This is a genomic window from Sphingomonas sp. FG14 (assembly GCF_057809675.1).
Window position 1 is genome coordinate 119,588 of the sequence record NZ_JBMDKK010000013.1, and the last position, 17,610, is coordinate 137,197.

General features: G+C 66.6%; 7 protein-coding genes. 2 read left to right on the top strand and 5 right to left on the bottom strand.

Features of this window, described 5'->3' with window-relative positions:
• Positions 1–44 precede the first annotated feature (44 nt).
• The 5 genes from ACODTA_RS23700 to ACODTA_RS23720 all read right to left on the bottom strand — a co-directional run bounded on the left by ACODTA_RS23700 (position 45) and on the right by ACODTA_RS23720 (position 14,609).
• Positions 45–6,647, bottom strand: coding sequence for a hypothetical protein (locus ACODTA_RS23700; RefSeq protein ID WP_489069262.1), 6,603 nt, complete (start codon positions 6,645–6,647; stop codon positions 45–47).
• Complete coding sequence (locus tag ACODTA_RS23705; protein ID WP_489069264.1) at positions 6,647–8,443, bottom strand: ShlB/FhaC/HecB family hemolysin secretion/activation protein; 1,797 nt, start codon at positions 8,441–8,443, stop codon at positions 6,647–6,649. Before ACODTA_RS23705 ends, ACODTA_RS23700 begins: the two co-directional genes overlap by 1 nt.
• Positions 8,444–8,751: 308 nt before the next feature.
• Positions 8,752–9,486 carry a hypothetical protein gene (locus tag ACODTA_RS23710; RefSeq protein WP_489069266.1) on the bottom strand — a complete coding sequence of 245 codons (735 nt, stop codon included), beginning with the start codon at positions 9,484–9,486 and terminating at the stop codon, positions 8,752–8,754.
• The gene (locus tag ACODTA_RS23715; RefSeq protein ID WP_489069268.1) at positions 9,473–11,485 is read right to left on the bottom strand and encodes a CHASE2 domain-containing protein; all 2,013 of its coding nucleotides are present in this window, start codon (positions 11,483–11,485) and stop codon (positions 9,473–9,475) included. The genes ACODTA_RS23710 and ACODTA_RS23715 overlap by 14 nt, the downstream gene beginning before the upstream one ends.
• A gap of 7 nt (positions 11,486–11,492) precedes the next feature.
• Complete coding sequence (locus ACODTA_RS23720) at positions 11,493–14,609, bottom strand: CHAT domain-containing protein (RefSeq protein ID WP_489069270.1); 3,117 nt, start codon at positions 14,607–14,609, stop codon at positions 11,493–11,495.
• Positions 14,610–15,056: 447 nt separating this feature from the next.
• Here ACODTA_RS23720 and ACODTA_RS23725 point away from each other — a divergent pair, with 447 nt between their 5' ends.
• On the top strand, positions 15,057–16,769 hold the full coding sequence (locus ACODTA_RS23725) for a DNA cytosine methyltransferase (protein WP_489069272.1): 1,713 nt from the start codon (positions 15,057–15,059) through the stop codon (positions 16,767–16,769).
• An 87-nt stretch (positions 16,770–16,856) separates the two neighbouring features.
• The gene (locus ACODTA_RS23730) at positions 16,857–17,543 is read left to right on the top strand and encodes a hypothetical protein (RefSeq protein ID WP_489069274.1); all 687 of its coding nucleotides are present in this window, start codon (positions 16,857–16,859) and stop codon (positions 17,541–17,543) included.
• Positions 17,544–17,610 lie beyond the last annotated feature (67 nt).

The window sequence follows — 17,610 nt, forward strand, 5'->3', positions numbered from 1 at the left end:
ATCCCCGCAAAACGCGCCCGCGTCAACCATCGTGACACCCAATCTCAGGGTGGAGACGGAGGCGGCTTCGCTGGGGGCGGGGCGGGGCAGTCGCCTTGCTTGGCTGGATCGCAATCCTGCGGAATCCAGAGATCGTCATTGCCTGATCCCGTGACGGGTTCGTCGATCAGCGGCTGGTAACCGAAGCTGTCGACGTCCTCGATTTCGATCTGCGCGATCCGCAATCCTTCATCGACATCGGTTTCGACAGGCCCTTCGATCCGGTCGCGCGTCGGTGTGTCCACGATCCGGTCCGGCGTCGGCGTCGGCGTCGGCGTCGGCGTCGGCGTCGGCGTCGGCGTGGGGGTTGGCGTTGGCGTCGGTGTCGGTGTCGGTGTCGGTGTCGGTGTGGGAGTAGGCGTCGGTGTGGGAGTAGGCGTCGGGGTGGGCGTCGGCGTCGGCGTCGGAGTGGGGGTTGGTGTCGGAGTGGGAGTAGGTGTGGGTGTAGGCGTAGGTGTCGGCGTGACGCAGTTGCCTGCGGCGGTGATCACGCAGCCGTTGATTGTCGATCCCGCGGCGAAACCCGATGCGGATGGCGCGGGCTGGCCGTTGATGCTGACGTTGGGGATGGTGTCGAGGCCGGTGATCGGCGTTCCGCCGGCCGGAACCACCTGTCCGTTGATCACGATATGCGGGCTTGCGCCTTGCGCGGTGGCGATCGCGATGCCGCTGGCCCCAGCCGTAAAGCCGCGCCGCTGGGCATAGGCGGTGCCGGCGCCGCTATTCTGGATGTAGAGGCCGTTGCTCACCGTGAAGCGCAGGCCGCGCGCGCGGAGCATGCCCTGGTCGATCGTCGCGCCGTCATTGGTGCCCAGCCGTGTATCGATCGCGGCGATGTCGTCGCTCGCAAGCACCGTCTCGGTCGCGCCCGCCGAAGCCGCGATGATATCGCCCGCCGAGAGCGCGATCGTGCCACCGAGCGCGTCATTGGGCCCGCGCACGTCGATCGATCCGGTCGCGGCGTCGATGGCGATGAGTTCGCCGGCCTGGATGGCGAAGGCGTTGGCGTCGCTGGCGCCGGTCATCGCGACCGCGCCGTCCACGCGGACCCGGCCGGTCGTGCGGATGGTGAAAGCGCCCTGCGCGCCAAGCTGACCGACTGGGGCGTTGGCGCGGCTGGCGATTGCCATCGCGCCGACGATCACATCGGGGGCGTTGGTGCCGCTTGCGGCGGTACGCGGGGCGATCAGCGTGATGTCGTCGCCGAAGACCCGGCCGAGTTCGTCGGCGGACAGGCTGTAGCCGTCGGTGGTCGAAGCGCCGCCATAGAAGCTCCGCCGCGTATCGTCACTATTGGTCAGTTCCACCAAAGTCGTCGTGCCCGCCGTGCCGATCCGGCCGCCGCCCGCGATCGCAATGTCACCCGATGCGATCTTGACGGTGTCGCCGGTAGCCAGCGTATTGACGGTCGTGCCGCCCTTGGATGCAAGCGCCAGAGCGCCGTCCGCCTGAACGCTGCCGACGGTCAATGCGCCACCACTGCTGGTCAGCTTGATGTCGCCGCTCGCCGTGCCGCTGTTGACGGAGAGGGCACCGCCCGCGAGCACGCTCAGCCCGCCCGTGGTCGCCTGTGCCGAAAGGAGCGTCAGATCCTTGGTCGCGGTCAGGTCGATCGATTTGCCCAATGCCGTGACCTGACCCGCCGCGGCAAGGTCAGTCGAGACCGTGACCGCACCCGCTTCCGCCTTCAGCGTGACGGGGCCGCCCGCCTGGATGGTCTTCACCGCCAGGCCGGTATCGGCGGTCAGGCTCATCGTGCCAGTGCCGGTGGTCTTGGCCGTGTCGATCGTCGCGCTGCCGTCGAGATCGACCGAAAGCGCACCGGCGGCGCTCAGCATGCCGGCGGTCAGGCTGGCGCTGCCGGTATCGGTGATCGCGATGTCGCGCGTGGCGACCGCGCTGTCGATCTTGATCGCCTGGCTGCCGAGCGCCGCGATCGATATGTCGGCTTGCGTCCCGCCGTCGCCCGCGCTGGCGGATGTGATCGTGATCGCACCCGGTGCGCTGACCGTGACGCCGCTCTTGCCGGCGATCGTGGCCGCATTGACGGTCGACGTCGTCGAAGTGAGCTGGACGATGCCGCCCGCATCGACATCTTCGGCGGCCAGGGCGGCGTTCGCCTTCAGGGTGATCGCATCGCCCGCCGTCAGGCTGGTCGCGTTGAGCGTGCCCGTAGTCGCGGTGGCGAGAATGTCGTCATCGACCTGGATGGCGCCGAGCGTGATCGACGGCGCGCTCGCCTTCAGGAAATCGGATGCGCCGACATTGTCCTTGAGTGAGCCGAGCGAAAGGGTGCCGCCTGTCGTTGCGATGTCGAGTCCGCTCGTCACCGCGTCGCCGATCGCCAGGCCGTTGGTGGCGCGGATCGTCGCGGGCGTGGCGCCGCGCAGTCGCAACAGGTTCGAGATGCTGATCGCTCCGGGTACGGTGAGTACGCCGGCGCCGGTGACCGCACCCTTGTCGTTGATGGTGTTGAGCGGTCCGAAGATATCGATGGTGCGGAGCTGCAGGTCGCGGCCCACCGACAGATCGAGATTGCGGTTGGAAAGAAGCGCGAGATTGGCACCGGAAATGTCGCGTCCCGCGATCAGCGAGATGATTTCGCCTTGCAGGATCCGATCCGGCGGGCCGCCTTCTCCCAATATGTCGCGGCCGGCATGCGCGCGCAGTTGGCCGCTCGCGCTCACCGTGCCGCTGATAACGATATCGACGGGCAGATAGGTGCCGACCAGCTCGACCGGGTCGACGCCGGCGGTGATGTCGATCGATCCGCCCGTCAGCGGCGAGCCGCTAGCGGGGCCGGTGGTGCGGGCGTTGGTCAGAAAAACGCTGCCCAGCGCGTGGATGCCGAGCGCGTTGACCGCGCGCAGATCGGCCGCTGTGATGTTTCCCGTGCGAGCGCGGACGATAAGGGTGTCGCCCGCGCTGACGATCGTGCCGGCGCCCGCGGTGAAGTTCTTGCCTGCGTCGAAGATCGCGGAGCCTGTGGTGATCGATGGAGAGGCCGGGGTCGTCTGGGCGCCATGGCTGATCGATATGTTGCCGCCCGCGAAGATGCTGGCGCTGTCGCCGATCGCCAGAGTACCGTCGCCGGTGATCGCGAAGCTGGCGTCGCCGCCGGTGTCGACCGTGAAGTCGCCGGCGACGGACAATGTGCCGCCACTGCTTTCGAGCTGGAAACCCTTGCCTGCGCCGCCTGTTCCCAGCGCGCTCGCCGAAACGCTGGCGATGGTCATCGATGCGTTGGTGCCGCTGGCCGGATCGGCGATCCGTGCCAGGCCGGCAATGGCGTTGGGGCCGGGCGAAGCACCGATCAAGCCGCCAACGCCATCGGCGCGGAGGATAAGTGCGCCTATGTTCCGGTTCCCTGGCGGCCCTGGGAACACGCCCTGATTGACGAACTGTGCAGTGCCGCCACGGCCGGTGCCGTTGGGCGGCTGGGTGCCCTTGGAGACCGGCTGGGCATCGCCCGCGACGCCGGATGCATCGATCGCGAGCGTGTTGATCGCATAGCTGGCGTTGTTCGCCAGCGCCTGCGCAATTCCGCCGGTGCCCGACCCCCCGGCGCCCGGGGCAACATCCTCGCTTCCGCTGAAGCCGCCGATGCCGCCATATCCTTGGGCGTATAGCCCTGTTGCGGCCGCTGTCACCTTGGCGCCGCCGAGCGCCAGGGTCACGGTTCCGCCGGTGCCGTCGCCGCCGTTGGATGCCGGGTTGAGTCCGATTCCATCTCCGCCGGCGCCACCGTTGCCGAGCGCGGAGAGTTGTAGCAAGTCGGTGATGACGCTGCCGCTGGTCGCGGTGAAGCTGACTGTGCCGCCGATGCCATCGCCGGCAAAGCCAGCATATTCCTCGGTGGTGTTGGGACTGATCGCCATACCGCCGTTGCCGCCCGCCGCCGCGAACATGGTATCGACGTCCACCGTGCCGCCATTGACGGTGATGCCGATCGTCCCGCCCTGGCCGATGCCGGCAGCCAGAAGACCGCTCTCTGTCGGCGATTCCACGGCATGGCCGCCGAAACCATGGCTGCTCGCCGAGATCTCGTTGCCGATCAGCGTGCCGCCCGAAGACGTGATGTTGATCGTGCCGCCCTTGCCCAGTCCGCCACTGCCTGTCGCGTAGGGCACGCCTTCGTCGGTGAAATTGGCGGCACCGCTGACGTCGATGAAGATCCGGTCGAAATCGATTCCGGCCTTGGTTCCGCCCGCCTGCGTCTGCACGGTCGCCGTTCCACCCTGGCCGATGCCCGGTGTACCGCCGCTGTTCCGGCCCGCCTGGCCGCTCGCGGTCATGGTGAGGGTGTTCGCCGCTTGGATGCTTCCGCCATTGGCCAGCAATGCGACGGTTCCGCCGATACCGTCCGCGCCCTGCGTGCCCGATCCGCCCTTGCCGTTGGCGGAAAGAGTCAGGAAATTCGAGAACTTGGCGGACCCTTCGATCCCTGCGGCATCGCTTGCGGTCAGGCTGACATTGCCGCCCGTGGTCGCGCCGATCGATATGCTCGGCAGTTCGGTGCCGAAGGCGTTCGCATCGGCGGTGAACTGGCCGGTCTGTGCGGTCAGCGTGCCCCCGGCAACGGAAACGGAGACGGTGCCGCCCTTGGTGGTGCCGGCCTTGGTCGGCAACAAGTCCGCCGCGAATGCCCAATCGATGCTGGCCGATCCGGAGAGGGCTGAATTTACATCCAGCAGCGCGCCGTTGGTCGCCTGGATCTGGACGGTGCCCGCCTGGCTCGATCCCGATGCGGTGCCCGCGATCCGGCTGAGCGCGTTGGACTGGACGGTAACGTTTCCACCCGATTTGAGCGACACGCCACTTCCTGAGACGGCCAGGCGCGCGATGCTTGACGCGCCGTTCGCGATGCCGTTGGCGCCGGTGCCGGAGCCTGCGCCGCCGGTGGAGCCGGCATCGATCGCGATAGCGCCGGTCGTCGTCGTGCCGCCATTGGCGACAAATTGCGCCAGCCCGCCGCCACCATTACCGCCATTGCCCGTGACGCCGGCATTGGCGCCGACCCCGCCCGCCAGGACGTTCACTTCGCCGAGCGTGAGTGTGCCGCCATTGTTGAGGATCTGCGCGGTCCCGCCGGTACCGCTGCCCCCGCTGCCGGAACTGGTGAGGCCGACGCCGCGCGCTTCCACGCTGGTGATGCCCTGTACGGTCAGCAGCGGCGCAGGGCCGCCGCCGTCGAGCTGGAGCGTCGCGATCCCACCCGCGCCCGAGCCGCCCGGCGTGAGCGCGATGCCGTTGGCCTTGATGTTGAGCAGGCCGGCGACATCGACTTTCGACGCATTGTCGATCGTGCCGGACTCGGTGTTGGTGATGCCCAGGCGCAGGCTGGCCGAGATCGGCGAGAGCAGCGAGAGATCGCCCTTGGCGACGATGCTCTCGTCGAGATCGGCGACCATCGAAACGCCCTTGGCGCCGGTCAGCGACGCATCGCCTTCGAACAGCAATGTGGTGCTGCGCGAAGGATTTGCGTCGATCGTGCCGGTAGTGACCCCGGTCAGGTCCGAACCGAAGGTGGCGGTGCCGATCTTGATGTCGACCGACTTGGTGGTGTCCGCGATGGTGGCGATGCCGGTGCCCGAGATGTCGGCGATGTCGTAGCCGCCCGACAGGATCACGCCGCCCTTGGTCGCGGCAGCGCTTGCCGCCGAGGTGCCGAGCGAGCCACCGACGAGCATGGTGATCGCGTTGTTCTTGGGAAGCGCCGCGAGATAGACCCGCTGCCCGCCGGTGAAGGGTCCGCCCGAGGCCGGCACTTCGCCGCTGCTGCCGGTATGGACGATCGCCTGCGACATCGTCGTGCCGGTGATCATGTTGATGTCGAACAGGCCCTGGTTGATCGTCACATCGACTTCCTCGGCGGCGACGAGCGCCACCGAACCGTCGAGATGGATCGTTCCGCCCTGGACGACGCGCGGCGCGACCAGCGCGACATAGGCGTTGATGCCGTTCATCGAGATGAGCGAACCAGGCTCGACCACGACCGATGCGGTGCTGCCCGCCGCCGCGCGGAAGGGGATGCGGCCACCGGGGCCGAGATTGATCGAGCCGTCGGGCTCGCCGCTATTGGGGGTAAAGGCGATGTCGTTGGCGGTGAGCACGAGGCCGCCGACCGCGAAGACCGAACCGTTGCCCGCGATCACGCCCGTGGGGCTGTAGAACCAGACATTGCCGCCGACCTCGTTTCCGACCCGCCCGAAGACGTTGCCGTTGAGTGCAACCGCACGGTTGCTATTCGGCAGGATGCGGTTGAGCACGGTGAAATTGGCGTTGCTGGAGAACTGGACGGTGGCGTTGGCAGGCAGGAAGTCGATCGGGGCGCCGCCGCCGCCATTGTCGGTGGGCGCCCAGTTGATGACCAACTGGGGCGTGTTGAGCGCGATGAAGTCGTACGGATTGCCGGCGATCTCCGAATTGGTGATGATCGCTTCGCCGACGACGATCTGCGGCGTGCCCTTGAACGCCTGGCCATGAGCGGTTGAGGCGGTACCGAGCGCGAGGCCCATCGCGCAACTGGTGAGCAGCGGCGTGAGGATACGCGAGAAAGGGGCTGCTTTCGGCATGGCGTTACGCTCCAGCGAGGCGGGCTTGCTCATCATCGTGTCCAGGGCAGCAATTTGACGGTGAGGGACATCAGGAAGCGGATATCGCCCTTGTCGGCCTGAAGGCCGGTGCGGCGCAGCGGGGCGGCGAGTACGGCATCGAGCCGGGCATGGTCACCCCAGGCGGCGCGCAGGCCCGCGCCCGCCGAGAACAGCCGTTGAGGATCGCGTGGATAGGGCGCGAACAGCCGATCCTCGTTCCAGACCCAGGCGGCGTCAAAAAAGGCGAAGGGCTCGATCGCGACGCCGTCGATCTTGCGGGGCACGAGGCTGCCGACGCGCAACTCGGTCTGGATGCCGATGCCGCTGTCCCCCGTCAGCGTGCCGGGATCATAGCCGCGCCCGATCGTATAGTTGCCTGCCGAGAACTCGTCGAAGCTGAGCAGCGGATTGTGCGACCATTGCACGCGCGGAGACACCGCCAGCGTGATGCCGGGGCTGGGCCGCAACTCGCCATAGGCGGTGGCGCGCATCACCAAGGCGGTTGGATCACCCTCCACCCGGCTGATGCCGACATTGGGGGGCAGGCAGTTGATGAACGTCGCGCCGCACGGCTTGCTCGCACCCAGGATCGACAAACCCTGGCGCATCTCCAGCGATCCGCCGAAGCGCCAGCGCGGCTCGCGCGCGGAAAAGCCGTTGATGCTGGAGATGCTGTCCGGATCGATCAGGTCGTAATCGAGCCGGGCGAAGAGCACGCGCAGCTTGTCGCGATTGAGCAGGACGCCGCCAAAGCGGATATCCTGATCGGCATAATCGATGCCGCCGCCCGCATAGACGTTGGCCGACTGGCTGCGCAGCACCGGATAGGCGGCGCGCAGCGTCGCGATCAGCGTCCGGGTGCGGAAATCGGCGCCGGGGCCGAGCGACGGCCGCGTCCAGGCATAGGTGAAGTCTCCGCCCAGCGTGAGCCCCTCGCTGCCCGCGCGGAAGCTGTGCGAGGCCTGGACGACATGCTGTTCCTGGAAATCGGCGGTGGTATAGTAGCTGAGCGTCGAGGTGTCGCCCATGCCCGTCAGCCCGTTGAAGCGGGCGCGGATCATCCCGCCGAAACGGCCGACGTCGCGCGATCCGTAATTCTGGATGTTGGCGTCGATCTCGACCGGTGTGTAGGTGACCGCGACCTCGCCGACGACCTCGCCCGGTCTGGTGCCCGCCGGCCGCAAGGTCAGTCGTGCGTCATAGCCCGGTATGTCCTGGACGAGCAGCAGATAGCGTTCGGCCTCATGCGTGTTGAAGACGGGCTGATCCTGCAATTTGCGGAGTTGTCGCTCGATCACCGCCTCCGCACGGCCGGCATCGCCGCGCACCTGGACGCGGACGAGCTTCGCCATCAGCACGTCGAACCGCGCGACGCCGTTATCGTCGATGCGCTGCGGCGGCACCTGCACGGCGGCGAGATAGCCCTGACGGCGCAGCATCGTCGCGGCGCGGTCGCGGATCTCGCACAAGGTGGCGACGGGCACGCTGCGGCCGGTAAATTCCGCCCAGGCCGGGCGCAATGTTTCGGGGGAGACGACCGAAAGGCCATCGAAGCGAACATCGGCGAGCGTGACGTTGACGCCTGCGAAGCGCGGATCGGCAAGCGGGCAAGGCGCGCGTTCGACATCGCCCTCCACCGTCACGCGATCCCGGCGATCACGCTCGATTCGTTCGATGCCGCCCCGCTCGATCTGGTCGCGGGTGGGCGGCGCCGGCGGCGTTTGGGCGAGCGCCGGAAACGGCATGACGAGGGCGCTGAGCAAGGGGACCGACAACAGACAGGCGGACCGCGACAACAGCATGAGCATGCCCCCAAAAGGCCGCCCAATCCCCAGTCTCTTCCGTCACCCCGTCCGCAAGCCGCTGGCGCCGGACGATGGGCGGCGGCAAAGGCTGAAAAGCCGCGGCCGTCCAAACTTCGTTACCAGGGGCCGAAACGCGCCCCGGAAACCGACATCGGCGCGGGCGATTGCCGCCTCGTTCCCTCTGCCTCCCCTGCGACCAGCGGGGTCGAAACAAGCGCGCGAAACCGCGCTTTTTTCAGTGCCATAGGCTATCAGTCGGCCTCTTCAAAGGCAAGGCGGAAAGCCCGTTCCGACATCCGTTCTCGCGGGGTTCAGGACCTTGTTTCGTCGGCGCTGGTCGCGGTGATCAGCAAATCCCGTTGATCGCCGCATCCCTTGCCATCGAGCGCGGTATAGGTGGCGACCGGATCGGTGACGGGCGCACCCAGCATCGCGAAACGCAGCTTGACCGGCTTGGCCAGCCCCGCGCCGCTCAGCGTATAACTGTGTCCATCGACGATGGGCAGCGTTGCGACCGGCCAGGGCACGTTGTTCTGGCCCATCGCGAAGGCGACATTGCTGCTCTTGCCGCCCTGATCGGTGATGGTGAGCGCCGCCGCCTGCTGCATGTCCGGTCGCCAGAGCTGCACCGCCGTGGCGTCGGCGACGCAGAAGGTGGCGCTGCGCTCGATATCGACGAACCAAAGGCTGGGCGGCAGCACGCGCTGGCCGAGCGTACGCACCGCCCCGGTGCGAGCGCGGCGGCGGTTCTGCGTGGCGACCAGCGAAGTGAAGCTCTGGTTGGCCGTGGCCGACGAAGCATCTGCACCGAAATTGCCAGGGCCGCTGAGCGTGCGGGTACCGCGGCTGTCGAGCACGGTCAGGCTGTCGCCCTTGGCCAGCACGATCTTCGCGCCGGGCGCGAGCGACTTGCCGACCGGATAGCTTTTCGCCGAGGGGCCGGAGGACTTGACGACGATGGTCTGCGCGATCGCCGCGCCGCCAAGACCCAATGCGCAGGCCAGCACCACGGTGCCGCGCCTTATGATCGCATCAGTCGAGAACATAGTGACCTCCTGCTTCGGCATGTTTCAAACGATACACCAGATTGCCGAGCGCCGCATCGTCGGGATGGGAGGTTGCGAAACCCTCCAGCTCGTCGAGCGCCACCAGGTCACCCTGCGATAGCCGATTCATCATTGACCGGAAGTGACCGAGATCACTGGCGTCCATATCGGGCACGGGTTCGAAGATCTCGACCGGTTTCGCACGACCACGCAGGACGACGCAGCCCATCGGCCGCCACCAGTCGAGGTCCGATCGCTCGACCGCCTCGCGGCTGGCCATCATGCCGGCCTTGAGTTGCTTGTTGGCCGATTCGATGCGGGACGCGGTGTTCATGCTATCCCCCAGCGCGGTATATTGGATGCGCCCTTCACCGCCGAAATTGCCGACGATCGCTTCACCGAAATGCAGGCCCACGCGCGTCTTTCCGATCGGGGGAACGCCTTCGGGTGCGCTGTTGCGGAACGCTTCGCCCGCCTGCCACATCGCATAGGCTGCGCGCGCGGCGCGCTCGCCATCGTCGGGGCGCGAGATCGGCGCCCCCCAGAAGGCGACGACGGCATCGCCGACGAACTTGTCGATCGTGCCGCCATGATCGAGCACGACGTCGCTCAACATGTCGAGATAGCGGTTGAGCAGCAGCGCGACCATTTCCGGGGCGATCGCATGGCTCAATTTGGTGAAGCCCTCCAGATCGGTGAAGACGACGAAGATCTCCCGCTTTTCGCCATGGAGCGCCAGTCGCTCGGGATCGGCGAGGATCTCGGTCGCGATGTCGCGCGGCAGATATTTGCCGAGCGCCGACTGCGCGAATTTGCGCTGTTCCGATCCGATCGCGCGCGCGGCCGCGCCGACGGCGGCGAAGGCGATCACCCAGCCGACGAGCCAGCCGAAGACGGGCAGACCCTGGGTATCGATCATGCGCGCGTGGAGCATGAAGGGCAGGGTGATGATGGCCGCACCCTGAACCACGAGCGCGGCGCTCAGCCGCCACCAGGCCCCGCCGATCAGGCTGGAGAGGGCTCCCGCGATCACCGCCACCATCGCCGAAAGCCACAGCACCCAGCCGGGGATGCGGGCATAGCCGGCGCCGTCGAGCAGTTGGGAGAGGATGTTGGCGTGCACCTCCAGCCCGATCATCGTTGCGCCGGTCAGGCCGCGCAGCGGTGTTTCGAACTTGTCGAAATCGAAGATGTCGCCGCCGATCAGCACATATCGGCCACGGATCAACTCGGCGAATTGCGGCACCACGGCATCGCCCGCGAACAGATCTATCGGCAGCTTGTTGTAGACGGGGTAATCCGTGAGTTTCGGCGCCAGGAAACGGATGCTGCCGGTATAGCGCCGGGATTCGGGGTGCACGGGGGTAAGCGCGTTGGCGAGCAGCGGCGGCACGCTGGCGGGCTGGGCCGGCCAGCTTCGCACGACATTGTCGTTATCGACCTCCAGCCGGATGCTCGCGGGCTTCACTTTGGGACCGGCGATCGCGCGCTGGAACGCATCCAGGAACTGCTGCTGGCCATATTCGATATTGCCGGCATTTGTGTCTGCCGAAGCATAAGCGAGATAGGTCGGCGTTCGCATAGACCGGAACGCCTCGATCAACTCGGCGTCCTCATCCTGTTCCTGATCGATCAGGATATCGATGCCGATCGCCTTCGCCCCCATCGCGTCTAGATTGCGGAGCGCGCGTGCCAAGGTGGCGCGATCGAGCGGCGAGCGCTTGCGCGTCGCGATCAGCGTCTGATCGTTATAGACGACCATGACGATGCGATCGTCCTTTTCCACGCGCGGCACGGTCGCCACGACGCGCAGATCGTAGAGCGCGCGTTCGGCGGCGGGCGTGAGCAGCCGCAGATCCCAGCTATGGCGCGCGATCAGCAAGGCGGCGATCAGGAACAGCGCAGTGGCGACGGCGCGCGCCGGGCGTACCTTGCGCACCAGCCGCGCCGCCCGCGCGAGCGGTGGGCGTTTGGGCGCTGTCGCGATATCCTCCCCCATCAGGCGGTCAGCGCTTGACGATCAACTGCTGCGCGCCGTCCCCGATGATGGCGAAGCCCGACCAGTAATAGGGGTGCGAGGTTGCCGCCTCGTCCATCAGCCCGCGTTCGGCGTCCTGCATGGCGAACGCGATCGGGCGGCCGGCGCCCCCTTCGAACAGGCCAGCGATCAGCCGCCGCGTGGCGTTGAAATCGTCGGGCGCGGGCCAGTGGCTGGCGATCACCGATCGTCCGCCCGCGCCGATGAATGCGCGGACCAGCCCGTCAAGGGCGGAGCCCCCGCCGGTGGTGACGCCCGCTTCGCGCGTCGCGTCACGGCTGGCTTCGCCGGCGGTGTCGCAGGCCGAGAGGATCACGACATCGGCGTCGATCTTCAGATCATAGATCTCGCGGAAGCTGAGCAGTCCATCCGAATCCCCACCGCCGAACGAGGTGAGGAGGGCGGGGCGAGCGGGGCATTCGGGGCGTGGCGCCGTGACGAGGCCGTGCGTCGCGAAATGGAGGATGCGATAATCGGCCAGATCCGTGCGGCCGCGCACGGCTGTATCAGTGAAGGCATTGCCGGTGACGATCTGCGACGCGCCGGCGCCGACCTCGGCCGCGGCCTGCTGCAGTTCGACGGCGGCGATCGGCTTGTTCCATTCGCTGAGGGGCCAGGCACAGTCGATCGCGGCCGACGGATCGGGCGATCGCGTTGCCGACGCGGGCAGCAATCTGGCGCCGTTTGGTGCGGCGGAGGCGGGGGCATTGTCGCCGAAGCCGATATATTGATGCGCGGCGGCGGAGGCGGGGGTGCGGCGGGTGTCGCGGAACGCGCGGGCGGAAACGGCGGTGCTCACCGCATGGCGGCGGCCCAGCCAGTCGATGCCGCGGAAATCGAATTCGTCAGCATTGGGATCGGCGGTGCGCGCCAGATAAGCGTCGATACCCGCTTGATCGGCGATCAGCAGGTTGACGGGCAGGCGCAGCATCGCGCCGTCGGGTTCGAAGATCAGATGCTGGACGCCCGCCAGCCGCTGCGCCACGGGATCGAACAGATCCGAATAGAGCGAGCGCGCCAGCTTGATGTCGAACGGGTAGGTCATGTTCTGGCCGTTCTCGATCGTCGAGATCGTGTCGCGCAGCCCACGGACCTTGGCATCGAGCGTCGTGGCGGAGATCGGCAGCCGCCATGCCGTGGCCCCCTGGGCGTCGGCATAGATGGCATAGATATCGCGCCCGGCGATCGCCATCTTGTAATAGGCCTCACCCGGTTTCAGCGCCGCGCGCAGATCGTCCAGCGTCATCGCTTCGGTGGAGAGCGCGCGATATTGCGGATATTCGGAGAGGCGGGCGAAGGTGAGCGATTGCTGTTCCACCATCGTCTTAAGATCGGCATCGCGCGCGGCGACTAGATCGCGCACCGACGCGTCGGGATTGGTGATCTGGCCGAGCCGGGCCATCTCGATGCGCGTGCGTTCGATATCGCGCGAAAGCGTCACCGCCTGGCGGAACAGGCGCGCGGGTTCGCCGCCACCGTCACGCAGTTCGCGCGCCAGTACCGCCTGGGTATCGGCGACGCCGGGGCGGACGAGCGTCTGGCTGGCGAGGAACAGATCGGAGACCAGCGCGGGGCGGCTGGGCACCTGTTCGGCGAGCATCTGGAAATAGGGGGCGAGCAGATTGGCGAGGCCGGTGGTGTTGGCGCGGCTCTCGGTCGTGCTCGCTACCACCTCGCGATAGAGCGCCATCGCTTCGTCCCGCTTGCCACGGCGGACGAGGAAGGCGGCGAGCCGGGCCCGCCCGCCGTTCATCGCGGTGGTTTCGGGATAGCTGGTGCGCAGCAGATCGAGCGCGCGGCGCAGCAGCGACTCCGCGCCGCCGAAATCGCCCTGATCCTCATGCGTGAGCGCGTTTTCCGCCATGATCTGCGCACGCAGCCGGGTGATCGAGGTGACGCGCCCTTCGCGGATCGCGGTGGCGTCTGCCAGCGCCTTGTCCAGCATGGCGCGCGCCGGGGCGGGATTGCCCTGCAATCGCAGGACGGTGGCGCGAAGCTGCAGCGCCTGTGCGTCGAGGATAGCGACGCGTTCCTCCGGCGAGAGCATCGCCGATTGGGTCGCGCCCAGCCGGCGCGCGGCGGGCAGGCTGGAATTGATCTCGGCGGCGAGCGGCGCGCCGATCTCGACCGCGCCGGCCGTCGGGGCGAGCCCGGCGATCGGCGTCACCGGTCGCGCCAGCACCGTCTCTGCTTCGGCCAGCTTACGCTGGTTGAGGAGGTGCAGCGCCTCGAAATTGCGGCGCAGGCGTGTCTGCACGGGATCGAGTGTGGGGATGCGGAGCGCCGCGGCGAACAGCGCGTCGGCTTCGGCGAACTCGCCCAGGTTCGATTTCTGCAGCGCTTGGTTGACGAGATATTCGTTGAGCCGCTGCTCGCGATTGGCGGCGGTATCGCGCGCGGCGTCCTCGGCATCGAGGCGCGATTGCAGCGTATCGAAGAATTCGGCGGCCTCGGCATAATTGCCGCTGTTGTTGCGGCGATAGCCCTCCGCCAGCGTTTGCGCGGGATCGAGCGCGCCGGCCTGAACGCGGGCGAAGGCGACGGGATCGGCCAGGCCGGTGGTGGCGACGCGGATCTCTCCATCGACGATGCGATCGGCGACGATAGTACGCAGCCCGAGTTCCAGCGCGCTGTCGTAGCCGGCAAGGCCTTGCGCCAGATAGGTGACGCGGCCGATGCGCGCGCGATAGATCTTGTAGCCGACATTGGCGTTGGCGAAGCGGCAAGGAGTGACCGAAACGGCGCCGAGATCGGCGACCGCGGCACTCGCCTCGCCTTCGCAGGTGACGGGCGTATCCCGCGACGCCGTCAGTCGCGCGACCGCATCGTCGCCGTCGCGCAGCGCATAGACCTGGCCGATCGGACGCGCGGCATCGCGGCAGACGATCGACCAGGCGCGATCGAACATGCCGTTCGCGACGGGATCGGCATTCTGGCTTTGCATCTGGCATAGCGATCCGCCGGCATTGCCGAGGCGGAAACTGTCTTGCAGGCTGGGCCGCGCGCTTTGCGCGGGCGCGGCCGTCGGCATGGCGGCAAGCGCGAACAGGGCGGATGGCACAACGAACGTCCGGGCGCGCAACACACTTCTCCCCCTTCGGTCGCCCGGGGGGCCTGTATGGCCGTGCCTTCCGGTTAACCGATTGAATTGCGACCGTCAGATCCGGATTCGAATCGTTGAGAGGATACAACAGCCAGCCGCCAAGACGAAGCGCGACGTTGGGGTAGCGGGAATAGGCGAGGAGGGGCGCGAAACGCGGGCCAATACGGCCAATAACGCATCATCGATACGCGCGATGCAGCATAGCGGTTGACAACCCCGGCAGGCCCGCGCAGAGGAAGCGCCCTTCCGGCCCGATGGCGGAGTGGTTACGCAGAGGACTGCAAATCCTCAGTCCTGCGGCCAAGATCCTGAAAAGTTCGCACGATTCACCGTCTGTTCCGGTGTCGGATTTCTGCCGAGTCGCGCAGATCGCTGCGAACTCAGAAGGACGGTTTTTGAACACCGATTCTCGCGTCCCCGCGCTGCAGCATGGCGGGTGGCGGCATGAGGTTCGAAGGGCTCTTCATCGACGGCTTTGCCGGCGGCGGCGGCGCATCGACCGGCATCGCTCAGGCGATCGGCCGGGAGGTCGATATCGCTATCAATCACAACCCTATGGCTATCGCCATTCACAAGGCGAACCATCCGGAGACTGAGCATCATTGCCAGGACATCCGCGCAACCTGGCCCCGTGTGGCGACCCGAGGGCGTCCCGTCTGGGGCGCGTGGTTCAGCCCCGATTGCAAGGAATACAGCAAGGCAAAGGGCGGGCCGGTCAAGGATCGGTCGATCCGCGCGCTGTGCTGGGAGGTCGTTCACTGGATCGAGGAAACCGATCCCGAGGTCGCATATCTCGAAAACGTGGAGGAGTTTGAATATGCCGCGCCGCTCGACCGTAACGGCGTCCCGATCGAGGCGCTGAAGGGGAAGGACTTCCAAAAGTTCGTGCGCATGATCCGCCGCACCGGCCGCAAGGTCGAGTGGCGGAGGCTGCGGGCCTGCGATTATGGCGCGCCGACCTCGCGCCTGCGCCTCTACATGGTCATGAAAAAGCTGGTGAACGGCAAGGCGACGATCGTCTGGCCGAAGCCGACGCATGGCCCGGCGAACAGCCCGGCGGTCCTTGCGGGCAAGCTGCTTCCGTATCGCACGGCGGCCGAATGTATCGACTGGTCGATACCCTGTCCCAGCATCTTCAACCGCAAGAAAGACCTGGTCGATGCCTCGAACCGCCGCGTCGCACATGGCGTGATGCGCTATGTCGTGAATGCCGCTCGCAACGGCCAACGCCCCTTCATCGTACCTGTCACCCACAGCAAGGGGTGGAGCCGGGCGCACGACTCGCTCGATCCTCTGCGCACAATCACGACGGCGAACGGCGGCGAGCTGGCTGCGGTCGACATTGGCCTCGCGCCCCACATTACGAAGTTCAGGGCTGACAGCGCCGGCTCGTCGATCGAGAAAGAAATGCCGACCGTCACGGCCAATGGTGAAGCGACCCGGCCGGCTGGCGCTGTCCCGCTCGGCTTGGTGAGCGCGTTCCTCTCCCGCTATTATGGCAGTGATACGCGGGGTGCCGGTGGCGATCTCGGCGGCCGGGTGCCGGTGATCCGTTCCGGCGGGACGCATCACGCCCTCGTCACCGCTCATATCGAGCAGGCCAACGGCGGCCCGAGGAACCGCAACAGCGCTGGACGTGACGCTCGCAAACCGCTCTCCACGTCGACGACATCCGGATCGCAACAGCGCATCGTCGAGACGACGCTGATCGAAGAGGGAGCATTGCCGCCCGAGATGATGGAGCGCGCGGTAAAGGTCGCCGCCTTCCTCGTAAAATATTACGGCACCGACGGCGAGAACGAGACGGCACAAAGCCAAGCAGTCGATCGGCCGCTCGACGCGATCACCACCAAGGCGCGGTTCGCCGTTGTCACAGTCACGATCGATGCGAAGACCTATGTCATCGTCGATATCGGCCTGCGGATGCTTAAACCGCGCGAGTTGGCACGCGCACAGGGCTTCCCGGACAGCTACATCCTCAACCCCGTCGTCCGGAAGTTCCTGCGCGGCAAATGGGTCGAGCGCCCGCTGACGATCGCCGAGCAGATATCCGCGATCGGAAACAGCGTCTGCCCGCCGGTCGCTCGAGCGCTCGTCGCGGCGAACCAGCCTGGCTTGGCCGAGATGAGGATGGCGGCATGAGCGCGCAGCTCATTTCGGTCAATGAAAGCCGCCTCCGCGATGGCAAGCGCCAGATGTCGATGTCGGAGTTTGTTTCAGGAGTTTTCGATGACCGATGATCAGGCATCCCGACCGAGGACCAAGGACATGGATAAACTGAGTGTTGCGCGTGAGGCGTTCTGCGAGAATTGCAATTGCGCTTCCTGCCAAGCAATACAGCAGGCGCGGTCGATCCGTAGAACAATCGAGAAGGACGAAAAATCGCGGTGCTGGTCGTGCTCGTGCGGCTGGGTCACATGCTACACCCGAGCCGATATCAAGAAATATGGCGCACCGTCCGAATGCGGTAACTGTCATCGCGAGCGTCTAGAAGAATGTGCTCCGCCTCTAGCAGCCCTCGCCCAGCCCGCGCCGGATGATGTGGGCTGCCCGAAATGCGGGAATGTGGTCGTTCGCGATGGGTTTTTGCTTCGTTGGGTGTGCATCAATCAGTTCTGCCCATACGAAAATGATGTGCATCCGTGCGATTTACCCTCCACCGCGACAGCAGATGCCGCGTATCTCGCAGCACTCACGCCCGCTCCCCAGCCCGCAGATCATAGCGGTGACATCAACGAGTTGATCGCAGCCGAGCGCGAGCGGTGCGCGAAGATCGCGGAGAAATGGCGCGACGAGAACAAGGAAGCGGCCGAACGTGAACGCCACCACGGCACGCAAAGCATGGCCGACCGTCTCGCTGGCGCTGCCGTCGAATGCAATGCCATCGCAGCGGCAATCAGGGGAGGCGCAGAATGAGCGAGGATGATTGTATGCATCCGGCGAGACGCGCCTTGTCGTGAGGTAGGGGCCTGCTCTTAAGAAC

What these genes read in the sequence shown, in the direction of transcription:
- ACODTA_RS23700 (WP_489069262.1), bottom strand. Translation starts at nt 6,647, where the DNA reads ATGAGCAAGCCCGCCTCGCTGGAGCGTAACGCCATGCCGAAAGCAGCC.
- ACODTA_RS23705 (WP_489069264.1), bottom strand. Translation starts at nt 8,443, where the DNA reads ATGCTCATGCTGTTGTCGCGGTCCGCCTGTCTGTTGTCGGTCCCCTTG.
- ACODTA_RS23710 (WP_489069266.1), bottom strand. Translation starts at nt 9,486, where the DNA reads ATGTTCTCGACTGATGCGATCATAAGGCGCGGCACCGTGGTGCTGGCC.
- ACODTA_RS23715 (WP_489069268.1), bottom strand. Translation starts at nt 11,485, where the DNA reads ATGGGGGAGGATATCGCGACAGCGCCCAAACGCCCACCGCTCGCGCGG.
- ACODTA_RS23725 (WP_489069272.1), top strand. Translation starts at nt 15,057, where the DNA reads ATGGCGGGTGGCGGCATGAGGTTCGAAGGGCTCTTCATCGACGGCTTT.
- ACODTA_RS23730 (WP_489069274.1), top strand. Translation starts at nt 16,857, where the DNA reads ATGACCGATGATCAGGCATCCCGACCGAGGACCAAGGACATGGATAAA.